Annotated in this window: 16 protein-coding genes and 1 pseudogene; 6 read left to right on the top strand and 11 right to left on the bottom strand. The window is 51.6% G+C overall.

Features of this window, described 5'->3' with window-relative positions:
* Positions 1 to 76: 76 nt before the first annotated feature.
* A complete protein-coding gene (lafU, locus tag AC1MKH_RS09555) occupies positions 77 to 844 on the bottom strand; it encodes a putative lateral flagellar export/assembly protein LafU (protein ID WP_276220252.1) in 768 nt (255 codons plus the stop codon).
* Here lafU and AC1MKH_RS09550 point away from each other — a divergent pair.
* Positions 816 to 2528: pseudogene (locus AC1MKH_RS09550) on the top strand (flagellar biosynthesis protein FlhA); the annotation flags it as partial. The gene lafU and the pseudogene AC1MKH_RS09550 sit on opposite strands and share 29 nt — an antisense overlap.
* A 210-nt stretch (positions 2529 to 2738) precedes the next feature.
* Here AC1MKH_RS09550 and AC1MKH_RS09545 read toward each other — a convergent pair.
* From AC1MKH_RS09545 to AC1MKH_RS09535, 3 genes are all read right to left on the bottom strand, one after another.
* The gene (locus AC1MKH_RS09545; protein WP_276220253.1) at positions 2739 to 3236 is read right to left on the bottom strand and encodes an REP-associated tyrosine transposase; all 498 of its coding nucleotides are present in this window, start codon (positions 3234 to 3236) and stop codon (positions 2739 to 2741) included.
* Between the two features lie 169 nt (positions 3237 to 3405).
* On the bottom strand, positions 3406 to 4155 hold the full coding sequence (locus tag AC1MKH_RS09540; RefSeq protein WP_276220254.1) for a C40 family peptidase: 750 nt from the start codon (positions 4153 to 4155) through the stop codon (positions 3406 to 3408).
* 107 nt (positions 4156 to 4262) lie between these two features.
* Entirely contained in the window at positions 4263 to 5603 is a 1341-nt protein-coding gene (locus AC1MKH_RS09535) for an MATE family efflux transporter (protein ID WP_276220255.1), read from the bottom strand.
* A gap of 209 nt (positions 5604 to 5812) precedes the next feature.
* Between AC1MKH_RS09535 and AC1MKH_RS09530 the strand changes: the two genes are divergently transcribed.
* The gene (locus AC1MKH_RS09530) at positions 5813 to 6214 is read left to right on the top strand and encodes a lysozyme inhibitor LprI family protein (RefSeq protein ID WP_276220256.1); all 402 of its coding nucleotides are present in this window, start codon (positions 5813 to 5815) and stop codon (positions 6212 to 6214) included.
* Here AC1MKH_RS09530 and rutR read toward each other — a convergent pair.
* The 6 genes from rutR to AC1MKH_RS09500 form a co-directional block, all read right to left on the bottom strand.
* Entirely contained in the window at positions 6211 to 6849 is a 639-nt protein-coding gene (gene rutR, locus AC1MKH_RS09525) for an HTH-type transcriptional regulator RutR (protein ID WP_015964927.1), read from the bottom strand. The two genes, AC1MKH_RS09530 and rutR, sit on opposite strands and share 4 nt — an antisense overlap.
* A 65-nt stretch (positions 6850 to 6914) precedes the next feature.
* Positions 6915 to 7838 (bottom strand): DMT family transporter, encoded by a 924-nt coding sequence (locus AC1MKH_RS09520; protein WP_276220257.1) that lies wholly within the window; start codon positions 7836 to 7838, stop codon positions 6915 to 6917.
* Between the two features lie 159 nt (positions 7839 to 7997).
* Positions 7998 to 8174 carry a con-10 family general stress protein gene (locus AC1MKH_RS09515; protein WP_015964929.1) on the bottom strand — a complete coding sequence of 59 codons (177 nt, stop codon included), beginning with the start codon at positions 8172 to 8174 and terminating at the stop codon, positions 7998 to 8000.
* Between the two features lie 293 nt (positions 8175 to 8467).
* Positions 8468 to 10612, bottom strand: a complete 2145-nt coding sequence (cadA, locus tag AC1MKH_RS09510) for a lysine decarboxylase (protein ID WP_276220258.1) — start codon at positions 10610 to 10612, stop codon at positions 8468 to 8470.
* Positions 10613 to 10615: 3 nt separating this feature from the next.
* On the bottom strand, positions 10616 to 11941 hold the full coding sequence (gene potE / locus AC1MKH_RS09505; protein WP_276220259.1) for a putrescine-ornithine antiporter: 1326 nt from the start codon (positions 11939 to 11941) through the stop codon (positions 10616 to 10618).
* Positions 11942 to 12044: 103 nt separating this feature from the next.
* Positions 12045 to 12305: a helix-turn-helix domain-containing protein gene (locus AC1MKH_RS09500; protein WP_276220260.1), complete on the bottom strand. Its 261-nt coding sequence runs from the start codon at positions 12303 to 12305 to the stop codon at positions 12045 to 12047.
* Positions 12306 to 12497: 192 nt separating this feature from the next.
* Between AC1MKH_RS09500 and AC1MKH_RS09495 the strand changes: the two genes are divergently transcribed.
* The 4 genes from AC1MKH_RS09495 (at position 12498) to AC1MKH_RS09480 (ending at position 16020) form a co-directional block, all read left to right on the top strand.
* Positions 12498 to 13040 carry a helix-turn-helix domain-containing protein gene (locus AC1MKH_RS09495; RefSeq protein WP_276220261.1) on the top strand — a complete coding sequence of 181 codons (543 nt, stop codon included), beginning with the start codon at positions 12498 to 12500 and terminating at the stop codon, positions 13038 to 13040.
* Between the two features lie 103 nt (positions 13041 to 13143).
* Positions 13144 to 14646 carry a lysine--tRNA ligase gene (gene lysS, locus AC1MKH_RS09490; RefSeq protein ID WP_276220262.1) on the top strand — a complete coding sequence of 501 codons (1503 nt, stop codon included), beginning with the start codon at positions 13144 to 13146 and terminating at the stop codon, positions 14644 to 14646.
* Positions 14647 to 15175: 529 nt separating this feature from the next.
* A complete protein-coding gene (wrbA, locus tag AC1MKH_RS09485) occupies positions 15176 to 15772 on the top strand; it encodes an NAD(P)H:quinone oxidoreductase (RefSeq protein WP_015964935.1) in 597 nt (198 codons plus the stop codon).
* Between the two features lie 20 nt (positions 15773 to 15792).
* A complete protein-coding gene (locus AC1MKH_RS09480) occupies positions 15793 to 16020 on the top strand; it encodes a YccJ family protein (RefSeq protein WP_015964936.1) in 228 nt (75 codons plus the stop codon).
* A 63-nt stretch (positions 16021 to 16083) separates the two neighbouring features.
* On the opposite strand, the gene agp is transcribed toward AC1MKH_RS09480, so the two are convergent.
* Positions 16084 to 17325, bottom strand: a complete 1242-nt coding sequence (gene agp, locus AC1MKH_RS09475) for a bifunctional glucose-1-phosphatase/inositol phosphatase (RefSeq protein WP_276220263.1) — start codon at positions 17323 to 17325, stop codon at positions 16084 to 16086.
* Between the last annotated feature and the right edge of the window lie 75 nt (positions 17326 to 17400).

The following is a 17400-nucleotide window of genomic DNA, read 5'->3' as shown; positions in this document are numbered from 1 at the left end:
TAAACGCCTTATCCGGCCTACCGGCCGGGCATCAGAAATGTAGGCCCGGTAAGCGTAGCGCCTCCGGGCAATTCGCCTACCGGCCTCGTTGTTCCAGCTTTTTCACCAGCGGCTGCACCACTTTATCCCCATGCTGACCAAAATATTGATATAGCGTATCGGACGCGCTTTTGGTCAGCACCATAATCTCGATGCGCCGGTTGCCCGCGCTTTGCGGATTTTTCGCATCCAGCAGCATCTGGTCCGCCATCGCGCTCACCTGCATCACTTTATCTTCCGGCATTCCGGCCTCTTCCAGCACGCGACGAGCCGAAAGCGCGCGGTCGCCCGAAAGGTTCCAGTTGTTGTAGATATTGCTTTTGTAGGCCATCGCATCGGTATGCCCGGTAATAATAATTTTGTTATCGAGCGAGTCGAATACCGGCGCGAGTTCCACCAGCAGCGTTTTGAAGAACGGCATAATCTTCGCGCTGCCGCGCTCAAACATATTGCGGTTCTGGTCGTCTTTAATCAGCACGCGCAATCCCTGCGGGACAATCTCCATCTCCAGATTCGCTTCCATATGTGCATCACGGGCGATGGTGTTGATATCGGTTGCCAGTTCGCCAAGCTCAGTGGCGGATTTCTTCTTCAGCAGCGCTGTTTTCTCATTCACATCGCGCGCTTTTTTCTCCGTCTCTTCCGGCACCGCTACGGTGGCAGGTTTCGGCGGGCGGGTCGGGCTGATTTTATTTAACGGAGACAGCCCGCCACCGTTAAAAATCGACTGCCCGTGCAGCGCGGCGATAATGCTTTCACGCTCGGTTTTACTCACGCTGTTAACAATCAACTTTATCGTCGTCACCAAAGGGGCCGAGCGTATTTCCGAGGTTTCTGCCCGCTTTACCCTGGACGCGATGCCCGGCAAACAGATGGCGATTGACGCCGATCTTAACGCCGGATTGATCAACCAGGCACAGGCGCAAACCCGGCGTAAAGATGTTGCCAGCGAGGCCGATTTCTACGGCGCGATGGACGGGGCATCGAAGTTTGTGCGCGGGGACGCCATCGCCGGGATGATGATTCTGGCGATCAACCTGATCGGCGGCGTCTGTATCGGGATCTTCAAATACAACCTGAGCGCCGATGCCGCCTTCCAGCAATATGTGCTGATGACCATCGGCGACGGGCTGGTGGCGCAGATCCCGTCCCTGCTACTCTCCACGGCGGCAGCGATTATCGTCACCCGCGTCAGCGATAACGGCGATATTGCCCATGACGTGCGCCACCAACTGCTGGCAAGCCCGTCTGTGCTCTACACCGCCACCGGTATCATGTTTGTGCTGGCGGTGGTGCCGGGGATGCCGCACCTGCCTTTTTTGCTGTTCAGCGCCCTGCTGGGTTTTACCGGCTGGCGGATGAGCAAACAGCCGCAGGCGGCGGAGGCGGAAGAGAAAAGCCTCGAAACGCTGACCCGCACCATCACTGAAACCAGCGAGCAACAGGTCAGTTGGGAAACCATTCCGCTGATCGAGCCCATCAGCTTAAGCCTCGGCTACAAACTGGTGGCGCTGGTGGACAAAGCGCAGGGCAACCCGCTCACCCAGCGGATTCGCGGCGTGCGGCAGGTGATTTCTGACGGCAACGGCGTGCTGCTGCCGGAGATCCGCATTCGGGAAAACTTCCGCCTCAAGCCGAGCCAGTACGCCATTTTCATCAACGGCATTAAGGCTGATGAAGCGGATATTCCGGCGGATAAACTGATGGCGCTGCCCTCCAGCGAAACCTACGGCGAGATTGACGGCGTGCTGGGGAACGACCCGGCGTACGGGATGCCGGTGACCTGGATCCAGCCCGCGCAGAAGGCGAAGGCGCTGAATATGGGGTATCAGGTGATCGACAGCGCCAGCGTGATTGCCACGCATGTGAACAAGATTGTGCGCATCTATATTCCTGATTTGTTTAACTATGATGACATCACGCAGTTACACAATCGCCTGTCATCGATGGCACCGCGCCTGGCGGAAGATTTGAGCGCGGCGCTGAATTACAGCCAGTTGCTGAAAGTGTACCGCGCGCTGCTGACCGAAGGCGTTTCCCTGCGCGATATCGTCACCATCGCCACCGTGCTGGTCGCCAGTAGCACCGTCACCAAAGATCATATTCTGCTGGCGGCCGATGTGCGCCTGGCACTGCGGCGCAGCATTACCCATCCGTTCGTTCGCAAGCAGGAACTGGCGGTGTATACACTGAATAATGAGCTGGAAAATCTGCTGACCAACGTAGTGAATCAGGCGCAACAGGGCGGTAAAGTGATGCTCGACAGCGTACCGGTGGACCCGAATATGCTCAACCAGTTCCAGAGCACGATGCCGCAGGTAAAAGAGCAGATGAAAGCGGCGGGGAAAGACCCTGTGCTGCTGGTGCCGCCGCAGCTGCGCCCTTTGCTGGCGCGCTATGCAAGGTTGTTTGCGCCGGGTCTGCATGTGCTGTCGTATAACGAAGTGCCGGATGAGCTGGAGTTGAAGATTATGGGGGCATTGATGTAGGTATCCGGCACTGGCGCACAATTGCCGGATGCGGCGTGAACGCCTTATCCGGCCTACCGTTAAGGCACGATTCGTAGGCCGGATAAGCGTAAGCGCATCCGGCACCAGCGCACAACCGCCGGATGCGGCGTAAACGCCTTATCCGGCCTACCGTTAAAGCACAGATTTGTAGGCCGGATAAGCGTAAGCGCATCCGGCATCTGCGCACAATTATAAAATGATACGCTCCCCGGCACTAAAATCCGTTACGTCCCCCGCCCAATCGATGGGGTATAAACCTTTCGCGACATCGCGATGGAACGTTGAGAATGGCCAATCACTCACCTGCTTTACCCAGCCATGTTTCACTGAATTTATATAAATATAATCAACATGATGGCGATAGTCTTTGGTATTGCGGATGGCGTGCTCCCAAAAACGCGGCTGCCAGATATTTTGCAATCCACAAGCATGGGTGAACTGTTTTTTAATCTCCCGCCAGCGAGAGGAAAAATCATCATCGCTTTCGGGTAATGTCCAGATACAGTGCATATGTTCCGGCAAAACTACCCAGGCGTTAATTTCAAAAGGTCTGGCTCGCTTAACGTTAATAATGACTTTACGGAGCATCTGGAACTGAGCGGTCAAAAGCTGGCTTCGACGATTGCGTAAATTTACCGTGAAAAACCAGGTTCCCCCTTTGATGTAATAACGACGATATTCAGACATGGCGACTCCTTTTTCTCAACGGTAAGAAGAAAAGGAAAGGTCGGCAATGAGGTAATAGAATAACGGGAAAGCGGCTCGCAAAAATACACAGATTCGTAGGCCGGATAAGCGTAAGCGCATCCGGCATCAGCGCACAATTGCCGGATGCGGCGTGAACGCCTTATCCGCCCTACAAAATTGTCTCTTCCGTCAAAATCCGCCGCGCGCCCAAAAAATGGTCCTGCCAGAAAGGTTCGGCTAACCGACTTATCCGAATGGTTTCACCGGTACGTGGCGACTCGATAAATTGCCCATCGCCCAGATACACGCCCATATGGTCGGCAATTTCGCGGCTGTGGATATGGAAAAACAGCAAATCTCCCCGGCGCAGGTCGTTGTTCGCCACAATCGTTGCCCGATGGTAGTGATACATCTCATTAGCCGTGCGCGGGAGCTTCGCCTCAAGGATCTTGTTGTAGGCATAAAAAACTAACCCGCTACAGTCGAAGCCTTTATCAGGCCGCGTGCCGCCCCAGACGTAAGGCTTACCAAGCTGCTGCTCCAGACGGTGAATCGCCACTTCGGTAATATTGTGCAGATGGTCGCTGCTTAAGAAGTGGTTATTCTCCGCCAGCGTTTGCCACTGTTTATCACTCAGCTTCAGCGGGCCAGGGAACCATTCGGGGTGCTGTTTTATCTGTTCACGGTTGTGCTGGCGTAGCGCCCTTCTGCTTTGTGCATCGCCTTCCACAATGTAGCTGGCCTGTTTTTTCAGATGAGCCTGGTACCGTTTGAGTACCCGCGCACGGTTTTGCATCCGCTGGCGGGCGGCGTAGCTGAAGGCGGTGTGCGGTGTAGCAGCAAGTGACATAGCAGGAAGCAATACACATAGCGAAAACAGACCCGGGCGCAGAAATCCGGGGAGAGATAACGAAGACATAACAAGCAAAACCGGGTAAAAAACAGGCGCTGAGTTTACCGAACCAATGCAGAAAGCGGGGTTAATAATGGCTTATTAATACATTATTAACCCCGGTTCGCCGATGATTAAAACAGCGATTTCGTCGTCCAGATTCGGCTCTGCCAGCGTCGGTACATCAACGCGGCCCTCACGCCCTCATCAATAATGTATGCCAGCCATACCCCCACCAGCCCCAGGCCGGCGGAAATACCGAGCACGTACGAGAACGGCAGGCTAACAATCCACATCACAATAATCCCGCAGATAAACGGGAAACGCACATCCCCGGTCGCGTTTAACGAGCTGATCACAATGATATTGGTGGCCCGCCCCAGCTCCAGCAAAATAGAGTACATAAACAGCACCCGAGCCATTTCAATAATCGTTTCACTGGGCGTAAACAGCGCCATAATTGGCCTTGCGAACGTTGCCAGCAGCGCACTCACCAGCAAGGCAATCAGCAAACCAATTCGCCAACTGCGTATCCCCTGACGATAGGCGGTATCCAGTTCCCGTGCGCCAATCGCCCGGCCAATAATGATTTGCGAGGCCTGGCCTATCGACATGGCAAACAGCGCCACAAACTGGCTTATGCTGGAGGCGTAAATTTTGGTGGTCAGCGCTTCGGTGCCCAACAGTGCGATTATGGCGGTCACCACCAGTTGCGACCCCGCATAGGACAAGTTCTCTCCGGCGGAAGGCAGACCGTATTGCAAAATAGAACGCAGCATTTTGCGCGAGCACTGTTTCAGTTTCTGCCAGCGGAAACGATAGCCAATGTATTTATTCAGCAGCCAGACGCTCAGCGCCATCCCAACCATATTGGCAAAACTGCTGGCAATGCCGACGCCGGTCACACCCATGTCCAGAAAATGAAGCGGCCCATAGAGGAACATATAGTTGAGGATCACGTTAACCACGCTCACGGTGATGGGCACAACCATCGCCTGACGCACGTAACCGTGGGTACGTAAAATAGGCAGCATCGAGGAGTAAAGCGCAATAATCACCGAGCTGCCGCCAATGATTTGGATAAAGGGCGCACCAACGCTGACCAGGCGTTCGCTCAGCCCCAATGCACGCAGGAACCCTTCCCCCAGAAAAATGAAGATAAAACTCATCGCCACACCGATGATAAACGCCACCACCAGCCCGTTGGTAATGACGTACTCCACGCGGTGAAACTTTTTCGCGCCGATAAGCTGCGCGACAACAATCTGCACACCCACGGTCAAAAAACCGTAAAAGATAACCGAGATAGCCAGAATCTGACTGGCGACACCGGTCGCCGCCACCGCTTCATCTGAATAATGCCCCAGCATAAACACGCTGACGTAGTTCATCAGCAATCGCAGCAACTGTTCGATAAATATCGGCCAGGCCAATGTATAAAGCCCAAGCCTGAAGGTATTTTCTCCGCCTGACATCGTCCGCCATCCCTGTTATTGAACATTGTTTAAATAGCAGTAGATGATGATTAACCATCTTTATTGGCGCGGTCTACGGCAGGGTCAAAAATCAGAAAAGCGAACGCTGGTTGGAGGAGATAATTGTGAGTGCAAAGCATTAACGCCTCTTTCACATGGACCACGATTCATACTATATTCAACGGCATCTTTTTTAAGGGAGTGAACAGATGAAACGTACCTTGCTGGCGATGATCACCCTGATGGCAAGCGGCCTGGCGCTGGCGGATGAATGCAAAGACGCCAGCACTCAGAGCGACCTGAATCAATGCACTGCTGCTCAGTATCAGGCGGCGGACAAAAAGTTAAACGAGACGTATCTGGCGGCACAAAAGCGGGCACAGGAACCGCAGCGTGAACAGCTGAAAAAAGCGCAGCTCGCATGGATTGCTTCCCGTGATGCCGATTGCGAACTGCTCAGCTCCAGCAGCGAGGGCGGTAGCGTTCAGCCAATGGTGCGCAACCAATGTCTGACGGATAAAACCGCCGAGCGCGAAGCCTTTCTCTCTTCCCTTTTACAATGCGAAGAGGGTGACCTGAGCTGCCCGCTGCCGCCAGCGAATGCCAATTAACGTACGCGAATGCCTTCGATAATCATCTGCTGCACATTGTCGACCGTGCGCTGAAAGAAGGCTTCATCCTGCAATGTCGCGCCCGTAACCGCTTCCACCTGGGTGGCGAAATCCGCATAGTGCTGGGTTGTCGCCCAAATCATAAAAATGAGGTGATGCGGGTCAACCGGCGCAAGTTTTCCCGCATTCACCCACGCGGCGATAATCGCGGATTTAGCCTCGACCAGCGCTTTAAGATCGCCGGTCAGTTCGTTCATCAGCAACGGCGCGCCTTGCAGCATTTCAAGGCAGAACAGTCGCGAGGCCTGCGGATAATCACGCGAAACCTCCAGTTTCAGCCTGATGTACTCTCTAATCGCCACCAGCGGGGCGAGATCTTCGCGAAACGCTTTCAACGGCGCCAGCCAGATAGCCAGAATTTGCCGCATTACGGCGACATAAAGCGCCTCTTTCGACGGATAGTAGTAAAGCAGATTGGTTTTTGACACACCGGCAAGCTCCGCTACCTGCTCAAGGCGCGTGCCATGAATGCCGTACTGGGAAAAAGTATTGAGCGCAGCCGAGAGAATGGCTTGTTTTTTTGCACTGACTGCCTGCGAGCGTTTTCCGCTTTTCTTTGTTGCGTCCTGAGCCATACGCCCTCTCCTGTTATTAGCCTCCACAGCATAGCAAAAGCGGGAGGCATACACAGGAGTGATACTTACGGCTCGTGATTAAGTGATGCTTCCGTAGTCAGTTGTGACTTTTTTTTACGCGTAAACTTCAGTTCACTGACCAACACGCCAACCACGATAAAGGCCGCGCCCAGCAGCGCCAGCGCCGGTAAGCGCTCTCCCGCCAGTCGGCCAAAAATCCCCGCCCATACTGGTTCACCGGTGTAGATAACCGTCGCGCGCGTCGGCGACACGCTACGCTGCGCCCAGTTCATGGTCACCTGAATAATGGCGCTGAAAATGCCCAACCCCAGCGCCACGAGCAGCAAGCCAGACGATACAGGCGGCACACTTTCACCGGCAGGTACCATCATAGCGAACGCCACAATCGACGCCGTCGCCAGTTGCACAACGGTGACCCGCCGCACATCCACTTTCCCTGCCCAGGCGCTGATAAGAATAATTTCAGCCGCAATCGCCACCGCGCTGGCAAGCGTAATCAGCTCGCCCTGCCCGAGCGCCAGCAAATCGCCATTTGGCCCGGCAAGAAAAATCAGGCCGATAAAAGCCAGCACGATGCCCACGCAGGACATCAGCCCCGGCATTCTCCCCAAACAGAGCCACTGCAACAGCGGCACCAGCGGCACATACATGGCGGTAATAAACGCGGATTTACTGCTGGGAATCGACTGCAAACCCCAGGTTTGCAGGCTGTAGCCCAGCGCAATGGCGATGCCAATCACGACGCCCGCTTTCAGTTCCAGCCGGGTCAGGCCACGCAGTGAGCGGGCGCAAAGCAGCCCAACGGCAACCGCTGCCATCGCAAAGCGCACGCCCACGAAGAAGAACGGCCCGCTGAGGGTGACGGCGTACTGTACAGCGAGAAAGGTGCCGCCCCAGAACATGGTGATGAGGATCAGGATGGCTTCCTGAGGCTTAACAGAAAATGCGTAGCGTGAGAAAAAAGACATGATGCCGCCCGGAAATCAAACAGCCTTACAGTGTGCAGTGAGCAAGGTCACAGTTCAACCCGGTGAAGTGAAAATAAAAAGCCGCCGAATCCATCGGCGGCGGAGGGGGTTACAGAGTGTAGAAACACTCGCTACGGATTAACTCAGCCCTATAAGAGGTTAGCTGTTGCGGTTGCTACCATGGCTGTTTTTCCCTCCCTTTTTACCTGCTTCGGAGGCGCGCTGCGGGTCATTTTTGAAATTACCGCCGCTGTGCTGGCCACCCTTACGACCTGCTTCTGATGCTCTGTCCCGGTCTTCAGCAAAGTTACCTGAACCACCACGATGATTTGCCATTTCTGACCTCCAGTTGATTAGACATCATATTGCATTACGTGAAATCAGGGAGTCATTCCCCCACAGCACTGGCATTGACCATTTTTTGTGCTGCGTGACACTAAGCTTAGCGGACTGTGCGGGTTTATGAGGAAGAACGTAACATTTTGTAATGGGTTTAGGGCCTCACATTACCGGTGCGATAAGTACGGGTCATAATTAACTCTTATCGCAGAAGAAAAATGCATAACTGAAAGTGTGTCATGATGCTTCTGCCTGCCCCTCAGAGATAAGGGGCAGGTTGTCAGATGCGCTTAGCGCGCATTCTTAATCACTTTAACCGTATAACGCCCATCTGCCTGTCGATAAGCGCCGTGGATATCTGTTTCAAAACCCGGATACCAGGCACCGATTTCACAGAGCATCTGAATAAACTCGAGCGTAGGACGGTTCTCCTCGGTCAGCATCTCACCGGGCATCACTAACGGCACGCCTGGAGGATAAGGCAGGATCATATTTGCACTGACTCGGCCAATCATCTCGTCGATATAAACCTCCTCAATTTCACCATGCAGCTCTTTCTGGAAAGCCGCATGAGGGTTCATCACCATCGTCGGTAAGTTTTCAAAAGCGCGGAACATGAGTTCCGGCAGCTTATGCTGACGAATCAATTGATGAATGCCGTTTGCAAGTTCCTGAATTCGCATACCAGCGTAGAAAGTGGGCTGCTGCTCATAAACGGAAGGCAGCATATCTTTGACGAACACATTACGATCGTAGTCACGTTTGAAGTCATTCAACGCCCGCAACAGGCTCAGCGCTTTGGTTTTATTGATACCAATGCTGAAGAGGAACAAGAGATTATAGGGGCCGGTTTTCTCCACAATAATGCCATGTTGATCGAGATACTTCGCCACGATGGATGCCGGAATCCCCTGATCCTCCATTTTGCCCTGCTTATCCATACCAGGCGTTAGCAGAGTGACTTTGATAGGATCAAGGAACATATGCCCTTCATCGATATTGTTAAATCCGTGCCACTCTGCACCCGGCGTGAGATTCCAGCAACAAGGGGCTAACGCCTCGCCTTCAGGCTGCCAGACATCAAAGAACCAGTCATCAGAGGCAGACTTGATTTTTTTAATCTCCTTACGGAAGCGAACAGCCCGAAGGATGGAATTGTCCATCAACCTCTTACCCGAGTTGCCTTTCATCATCGCTGCGGAGGTTTCAATGGATGCAACAATGCCGTAATGCGGCGACGTGGACGTATGCATCATAAACGCTTCGTTGAAGGTTTCTTCTTCCACCTCACCTTTAATATGAATCATCGATGCCTGGGAAAAGGCGGCCAGCAATTTATGCGTAGACTGCGTTTCGTATATCACTTTACCTGGTACGCGCTGGCCGCTCATTCCACAGAGTCCTTTGTAGATGGGGCTAAAGTTGGTATAAGGCACCCAGGCTGAATCAAAGTGGATTGATTTTACATCCAGCGTCTGTTTGATGTAGTCAGTGTTATAAAGCAGCCCGTCATACGTGGAATTGGTGATCACTGCATGCACAGGCCAGGTGGCACCTTGTGTTTGTCTTACACGCGCTTCAATCGTTTCTCGCGCAAACTCACTGCGGGGAATTCCGCCTAAGAGCCCCCACGCATTTCGCGTTGGACGGAAATAGATTGGCGTGACATCGCTCATAATCATTAAGTGGGTCAACGATTTGTGGCAATTACGGTCAACTAAAATAGTGCTTCCCGCTGGTGCTGCGTACATGCCCACAATCTTATTTGCCGTCGATGTGCCATTTGTCACCATGTAGCTACGGTCAGCGTTAAAGGCGTCGGCGATGTAATTCTCTGCCTCGCGATGTGGACCAGAGTGGTCAAGCAGTGAACCGAGTTCAGAGACGGATACCGAGATATCCGACTTCATGGTATTTGCGCCAAAGAAGTCGTAAAACAGACTCCCTACCGGACTTTGCTGGAAAGCAGTTCCGCCCATATGGCCAGGCGTACAAAATGTGTATTTCCCTTCGTCAACGTAGCGAAATAGCGCTTTAGTAAAAGGCGGGAGAATCGCGTCAAAATAGACATCAGTTCCTCGTTGAATACGTGCAGCAATCTCTTCAACCGCGTCAAAGGCATACTCGAAGAAATGAAGGTTAAGACCGAGATCATCCACAGCTATATCAAGTTGCTTGCGTTGACTTGAAAACGCATACATTGGCAGTTGCTCATTTAGCCCTGAAATGTTCTTCGGCAAGAGTACTGACCATGTATCCCAGTCAAAAATAACGCCACAAACCTTCGCGTTATTTTCAACCAACTCCATAAGATCATCCACATCTTCTGGATAGATAATACGATAATTTTCTGCCAGTAACTTTTTATGGAGTTCTTCGATAGGCGCTTCTTTTGCCAGAACACCAAAGTGATTCATAATTGCGATTATGTTCATTTTTTATCCCTGATAAGCCGTTACTGAACCTTCGTCCTTTTTCTGAATAAACATTCCCCAGAATGTCCAGCCAGAGAATGTGACTAACGCACCTAACATCATGGCCTCTTCTCCAGATGCGTAGAGCGCATAGAAACTATAGATAGTGCCCAGCAGCGCAATAAACGTATTGGTTTTCATCTGCCCACCGTGAATACTGGATAATTTTTGCATCGGTATTAATGCTGCCATAGAGAGTACGTAAGGCACCAAATTTGTCACAACGGCCAGATTAACCAGGCTGTTAAATTGTTTATTCAGCGAGGGGCTAATCGTCATTAATGCTAACAGCGTCTGCACAACCCCTAAGATAATCATGCCAATAACGGGGGCATCTTTCGCCGTTATACGTGAAAACACGCGAGGGAAATAACCGATATCCGCAGAAGACTTAAAGACCTGAGCAACAGTAAACTGCCAGCCCAGCAGCGACCCAATGCAGGCCAAGGCCATCAGGAACATCACAACGCTTCCAACAACGGGCGTAAACATTGAGGCATAGGCCAAACCAAACGGTGCAGTGGAGTGCAGCAGATCGATATTAGGGACAATACCAGCAATAACATTAGTGGATAAAATATAAATAATCGCGCAAACCAGCGTACCACCGAAGACGGCGATGGGGACATTCTTCTGCGGGTTTTCTACAGCATCCATATTCGCGCAAGCAGATTCCAGACCAAGGAATGCCCACAGCGTCATGGAGATTGATGTGGATATTGCGGAGAAGAAATCCATGTTATTGGGATTCCAGGCGCTAATATAAAGCGATGGACTAAACCAGAACCAACCAATAACGCATAACCCAACAACAGGAATAATAACCCCCCAAACGGTAATGGAACCAATCTGCCCCGTAATTTTCGCCCCACCGAAATTAAGTACGGTGGTCATCCACAGCACCACAATGGTTGCCACGCAAACCTGGACTGGCGTAAGGTCAACTCCGAATAAAACGGTTCCATAACCTACAGCAGAGATTGCTATGGCAATATTGGCAATTAATAAACTTATTGCATAAGTGTAATTAGCGATAAAGTTCCCTGATTTACCAAACGCATATTCAGCGTAACCACCCATTCCGCCACTTTTCGTACTAAATAAACCACATTTAGAAAATGCCCATGCAAGAGCAAGTGACCCAAATGCCGTCACCAGCCAGGACAATATAGACATTGTTCCTACTTCGGCAAGCTTTGTTGGTAACATAATGATGCCTGACCCCAGCATGTTCACTGCCGTTAATATGGTCAGGTGCATTACGCCCATTTTATTCCCGGGATTACTCATAATGACTTCTCTTTATAATAAAATTATAATTTCCTTGAATACGACACTCTTTTTACCGCGTACAGTTTCGCTACGTCATAAGACGCTCCTTGTAAGACGAGAATTAATTGATTAATGAAGGCGTTTTTGTCGATGTGTTTCCGGCATTGGGGTAACGGCTGGGCCAGATTTTGTCCGGGGTAAGGCCCAGCGCATCGGCGATAATGCGTTCGGCTTTCGGATAGGCTCGTGAAAGCGCATTCTTGAGTGTGTCTGGCTTGAGGCCCGAACGTACAGACAGTTCACGAATAGAAAGCCCCTGTTTATGGAGGGCCGCAACAATATCTACTCTGTGCCAGTCAGCACGATCTTCATTTGTGACCATAATTGGATTACCCTCTGCAGTTACCCCTTGGGTTAACCCCATGGGATGAATTCAATATGATGATGCTGGCAATAGCATTGATCTCTTTTGAGTCCACAAAAAGTACTAAACACAAATTATGTGAGTTTAGTCGTACTTTTTTGATCTCTATGTGAGTCAATCGCAACGCTCAATGACGATGGACGGATAAAAATGAGTAATGAAGAGCGGCACATTGATGAGAAGGATGAACTGATTTCTTTAGCTGGCAGGCTGCGCTATCTGATTGGCAGTCGAAGCACTCGGGCTGCCGCGAAGGCCTGGCAACTCTCCTACTCTACGCTTAACAATTACATCACTCGCGGAACGGAGCCCTCTCTCAGTGTGGCGGCAAAAATTGCCGAGCTGGAAGGCGTGTCCATTGAGTGGTTAGCCGGGAAGGAACGCGAGGAGTCGCCAGTTAGCCTTCAAGAAGAATCTGCTATTTATCATGCAAATAGAACGGATTCTGCGCAAAGCGATCCGTTACAGTTGGCCTGGATGATGGTATTCAATTCACTCGACAAACACGAACAAGAAGCGCTGCTTAAACTGATTCACAAAGAGGGGATTCAGGGGATTTTACGTGAGGCAGAACAGCGTAATAACCTGGCTCAGGCCTTATCCGAACTCAACAGCACTCAGCGAAGTGAATTCTATAATCAGGCACTCACGCTGGTGGCGACAATGAAATCCAGGATAAAAAGCGAGATATAGAACAAACACAAATTGATCTCTATAAAGATCAATTTGTGTTGCAATAAAGCTCATCCTGGCAGTACAGTACGCGATAGCGACCACTGCCCAGGAGGCTACGAGTATGGAAACTTCAGATAACGAGCAAAATTTACAAGACGTATTTAGCGTGCGAACACAAAAGCTTGCGCTACTTCGTCAGTCCGGTAATGCCTTCCCTAACGATTTTCGCCGAGATGCGACATCACAATCCCTGCATCATCTCTATGATGCATTCAGCGCTGAAGCACTTAACGATCATAAAATAAGCGTTTCTGTCGCAGGGCGGCTGATGACTCGTCGGGTGATGGGAAAGGCGTCGTTCTTAACGCTGCAAGATATGGGGGGAAGAATTCAACTCTATATTAGCGCTAAGAGTCTTAACGCCGACCGCTACGACGCGCTTCTTAAACTCATCGATCAGGGCGATATCCTTGGTGCAACCGGTGTGTTGTTTAAAACACAAACCGGAGAACTAACCCTCGACTGCAAAGACGTGCGCCTCCTCACCAAAGCCGTCAAACCCTTACCCGATAAATTTCATGGCCTCACAGACCAGGAGCGTCGCTATCGCCAGCGTTATCTGGATCTCATCGCCAATGAAGAAACACGCCACACTTTCAAAGTGCGTTCACAAATCATGTCTGTGATTCGCGACTTTATGAATACGCGTCACTTTATGGAAGTCGAAACGCCCATGATGCAGCTTATTCCTGGCGGTGCATCGGCTCGGCCATTTATTACGCGTCATAATGCGTTAAACCAGGATATGTTCCTGCGTATTTCTCCCGAACTGTATCTCAAGCGCCTGGTGGTGGGCGGCTTTGAACGCGTATTCGAGATCAACCGCAACTTCCGCAATGAGGGTATTTCGCCGCGCCATAACCCCGAGTTCACCATGATGGAACTCTATATGGCTTATGCCGATTACAACGATCTCATCGACCTCACAGAAGCGCTGTTCCGACAGGTTGCAAAGGACGTTACGGGCGGTACAGAAGTAACCTATGGCGAGTGGTCCTTTGACTTTGGCAAACCATTTACACGTTTGACGATGAAAGAAGCCATTGTGAAATATGGCAGCGACATCCAACCTGAAGAGCTTGATTCGGCTGAGTCAACGCTCACGCTGGCGCAACGACTGGGGATTAAGCCAGAGATAAGCTGGGGGCACGGACGCATCATCACGGAAATCTTTGACGTCGTCGCTGAAAGCCATCTGATTCAACCAACGTTTATTACTGAATACCCTGCAGAAGTTTCGCCACTGGCACGTCGTAATGATCTTGACCCTGAGATAACCGACCGCTTCGAGTTCTTTATCGGTGGGCGAGAAATAGGCAATGGCTTCTCAGAGCTGAATGATGCCGAAGATCAAGCTGAACGTTTTATGGCACAGGTTGCATCACGAGATGCGGGCGATGATGAAGCAATGTACTACGACGCTGATTATGTCACGGCACTGGAATATGGATTACCGCCCACGGCAGGGCTGGGTATTGGTATCGACAGGATGGTGATGCTTTTCACCGACTCCCCTACCATTCGCGATGTCATTCTCTTCCCAACCTTGCGTCCGGTTAACTGAGCGATCGCAGGAGGAAGCGAATTGTGCAATGTGGTGTTGCATTTCAGCGCCAGAACCGGGTGTATTTGCAGCCTTAACGAACATGGAGAGTTTATCATTGGAACGTTGCTGTCAGGTGAAAGGCCAGCCTCAGGGGATCTATTGGTCAACGATCATAACGCCAACGGGCCAGCCAGCGTTTTTAACGTCACCCGTGACAGCAGGCTGACTATTGATATTCACTTTCGTACCTGTTCGGAGGTATGTGCTCGTCACTGGCTTAAAACACGCGGTGTGACATTTTAAAATAAACGCGGGCTTTTCTTGCCCGCGTAATCGTCCTGGCAACCAGAGGATGATTTCTTTCTGCACATTATTCAATCAGAGCATTTCAAAACATTAACAAAGAATCTTTATTTTACATTCAATCACATGCGTCATTGTTACAAATCAAAGAAATGGTTCTAAAGTTTGCACTCCTGTCGACACGGCTTATCTTTAAAGAAGGACAGCGAAAAGCTGTGTAACGATAAACCGAGGAGTGTTGCAGATGGCAAAAGTTCTGGTGCTTTATTATTCCATGTATGGACACATTGAGACGATGGCCAAAGCCGTCGCAGAGGGTGCAAATAAGGTTTCTGGCGCCGAAGTTGTCGTCAAACGCGTACCGGAAACCATGTCACCGGAAGCTTTCGCTAAAGCGGGCGGAAAAACGCACACCGCGCCGGTTGCCACGCCACAGGAGCTGGCTGAGTACGATGCCATCATCTTTGGTACCCCAACCCGCTTCGGCAATATGTCCGGGCAGATGCGGACTTTCCTTGATCAAACTGGCGGTCTGTGGGCCTCTGGTGCGCTGTACGGCAAAATCGGTAGCGTATTCAGTTCTACCGGTACCGGCGGTGGTCAGGAGCAGACGATTACCTCAACATGGACTACGCTTGCTCATCATGGGATGGTGATTGTTCCTATCGGCTACGGCGCGCAGGAACTGTTTGATGTCTCCCAGGTTCGCGGCGGTACGCCATATGGCGCGACCACCATCGCGGGCGGCGACGGTTCACGTCAGCCGAGCGAGGAAGAACTCGCGATTGCCCGCTATCAGGGTGAACATGTCGCCGGGCTTGCGGTTAAGTTAAAAGGTTAATCTTCAGCAGGAGGATTTCTATGCCAACACAAGAAGCAAAAGCTCACCACGTAAACGAATGGGCGAGCTTGCGCAACACCTCGCCGGAAATCGCCCAGGCGATTTTTGAGGTGGCCAAATATGATGAAAAACTGGCCGAACAGATCTGGGAAGAAGGCAGTGATGAAGTCCTCGCCCTGGCGTTCAGTAAAACCGATAAAGATTCGCTCTTTTGGGGCGAGCAAACCATTGAACGTAAAAACGTTTAATGAAATTGCTGTGTGAATGACAAAGGCTCCCGATGGGAGCCTTTTCGTTATTATGCCCTTCCCCTACTTCACCGCGTCCTTCATCACCGCTTTAAACGTCTCCATCGGGCAGAAACCGTTGGCATCGACCGGGCAACCGTTCAGCGCCAGCGTCACGCGCTGTGGTGGCGATTGCAGCGTTAACGCCTGCGCGTCGCGAATTTGTTTCGTGCTTTGGTACAGATACTCAATCTTCATCAAATCACGATTGCCCTTCGCGTCATGCCAACGCTGGAAGACGATCTTTCCGCCAATCGGCGTGCGTTCGTGCTGGTCATGCAGCTGGTAAGGTTTGAAATCGAGCGCGGTCAGTAGCGAGGCGATATTGGAATCATGTCCCACCATCAACGTCACTTTGGCAGATTTGTCTGCCTGCGCAACCAGCGCGTTATTGATATATTTCACCAGCGGCGCAGCGACATTTTGCGCCACCTCTTTTGAGGTGAAGAGGCTGTCCTGATAACCGTTCTTCAGCTGCGATAACACGCGCCACTGCTGATCGGTTTTGATTTTACCCCACGCCACCTGATCCAGCGGGAAGCCCTCGTAATACTGCAACGTAAAGGCATCCACCAGCGAGTTACCCACCTTCAACGGCCCGGAAACGCCCGGCTCTTTCTGGTATTGCGCGCTGAAGCTGTCTTTCGCCCCGTTCAGGTCGCATTGCTGTTTTTCTTTGCAACTCGGAGACTGGCGGTAATCGGCGATTTGCTCCAGCAGCTTATAGCTCTCGTCGAGATGCATCTGCTGGCGCTCTTTTTCCATCGCCTGTACGGCCTGCTGGCTGAACTGCGCAGAATCGACGGTGATCACCGGGTTAAAGGTCGGGTCCATGGTCCCCATTTCAGCCTGATGATGAACCGGAATATCACACCCCGGAAACGCACCCGTGATAAAGAATTGCGCCGTCGCCACCGTGCGTTGCAGGCTATTTGCATACGCATAAACCGTGTTATCCGTCGGGCACTCGCCAGAGGTCACCATCCCCTGCTGCGCCAGCCATTCACGCATGTAATGGCCCATATAGATTTCCAGCACGCCGCCTTTGGTGGTGAGTTGCCCACCAGGGACATCCCATTCCGGCCAGCTTTGCGGAGTGGATTGTTCCAGCACGCTGCCATTATTGGCGAGCGGTGCGCGCAGGTTGTGCCGGCTCATAATCAACACTTGCTGGAGCTGGTATCCCTCCGGGGAGGTCTCTGCCTGCGCGGCAATGGAGGTTAATAGTGTCGTCGCCACCGCGACGGCCAGTACGGCTTTTTTCATCCCTCAATCCTCTTTGCGTGATAACCCACCGCTTGATTGTGACAGTAATGTGACAATTTTCCGGGGGTTAGCTCG

Source organism: Pseudocitrobacter sp. CD920760 (assembly GCF_057782505.1).
This window is presented reverse-complemented; position numbering and strand designations above follow the sequence as displayed.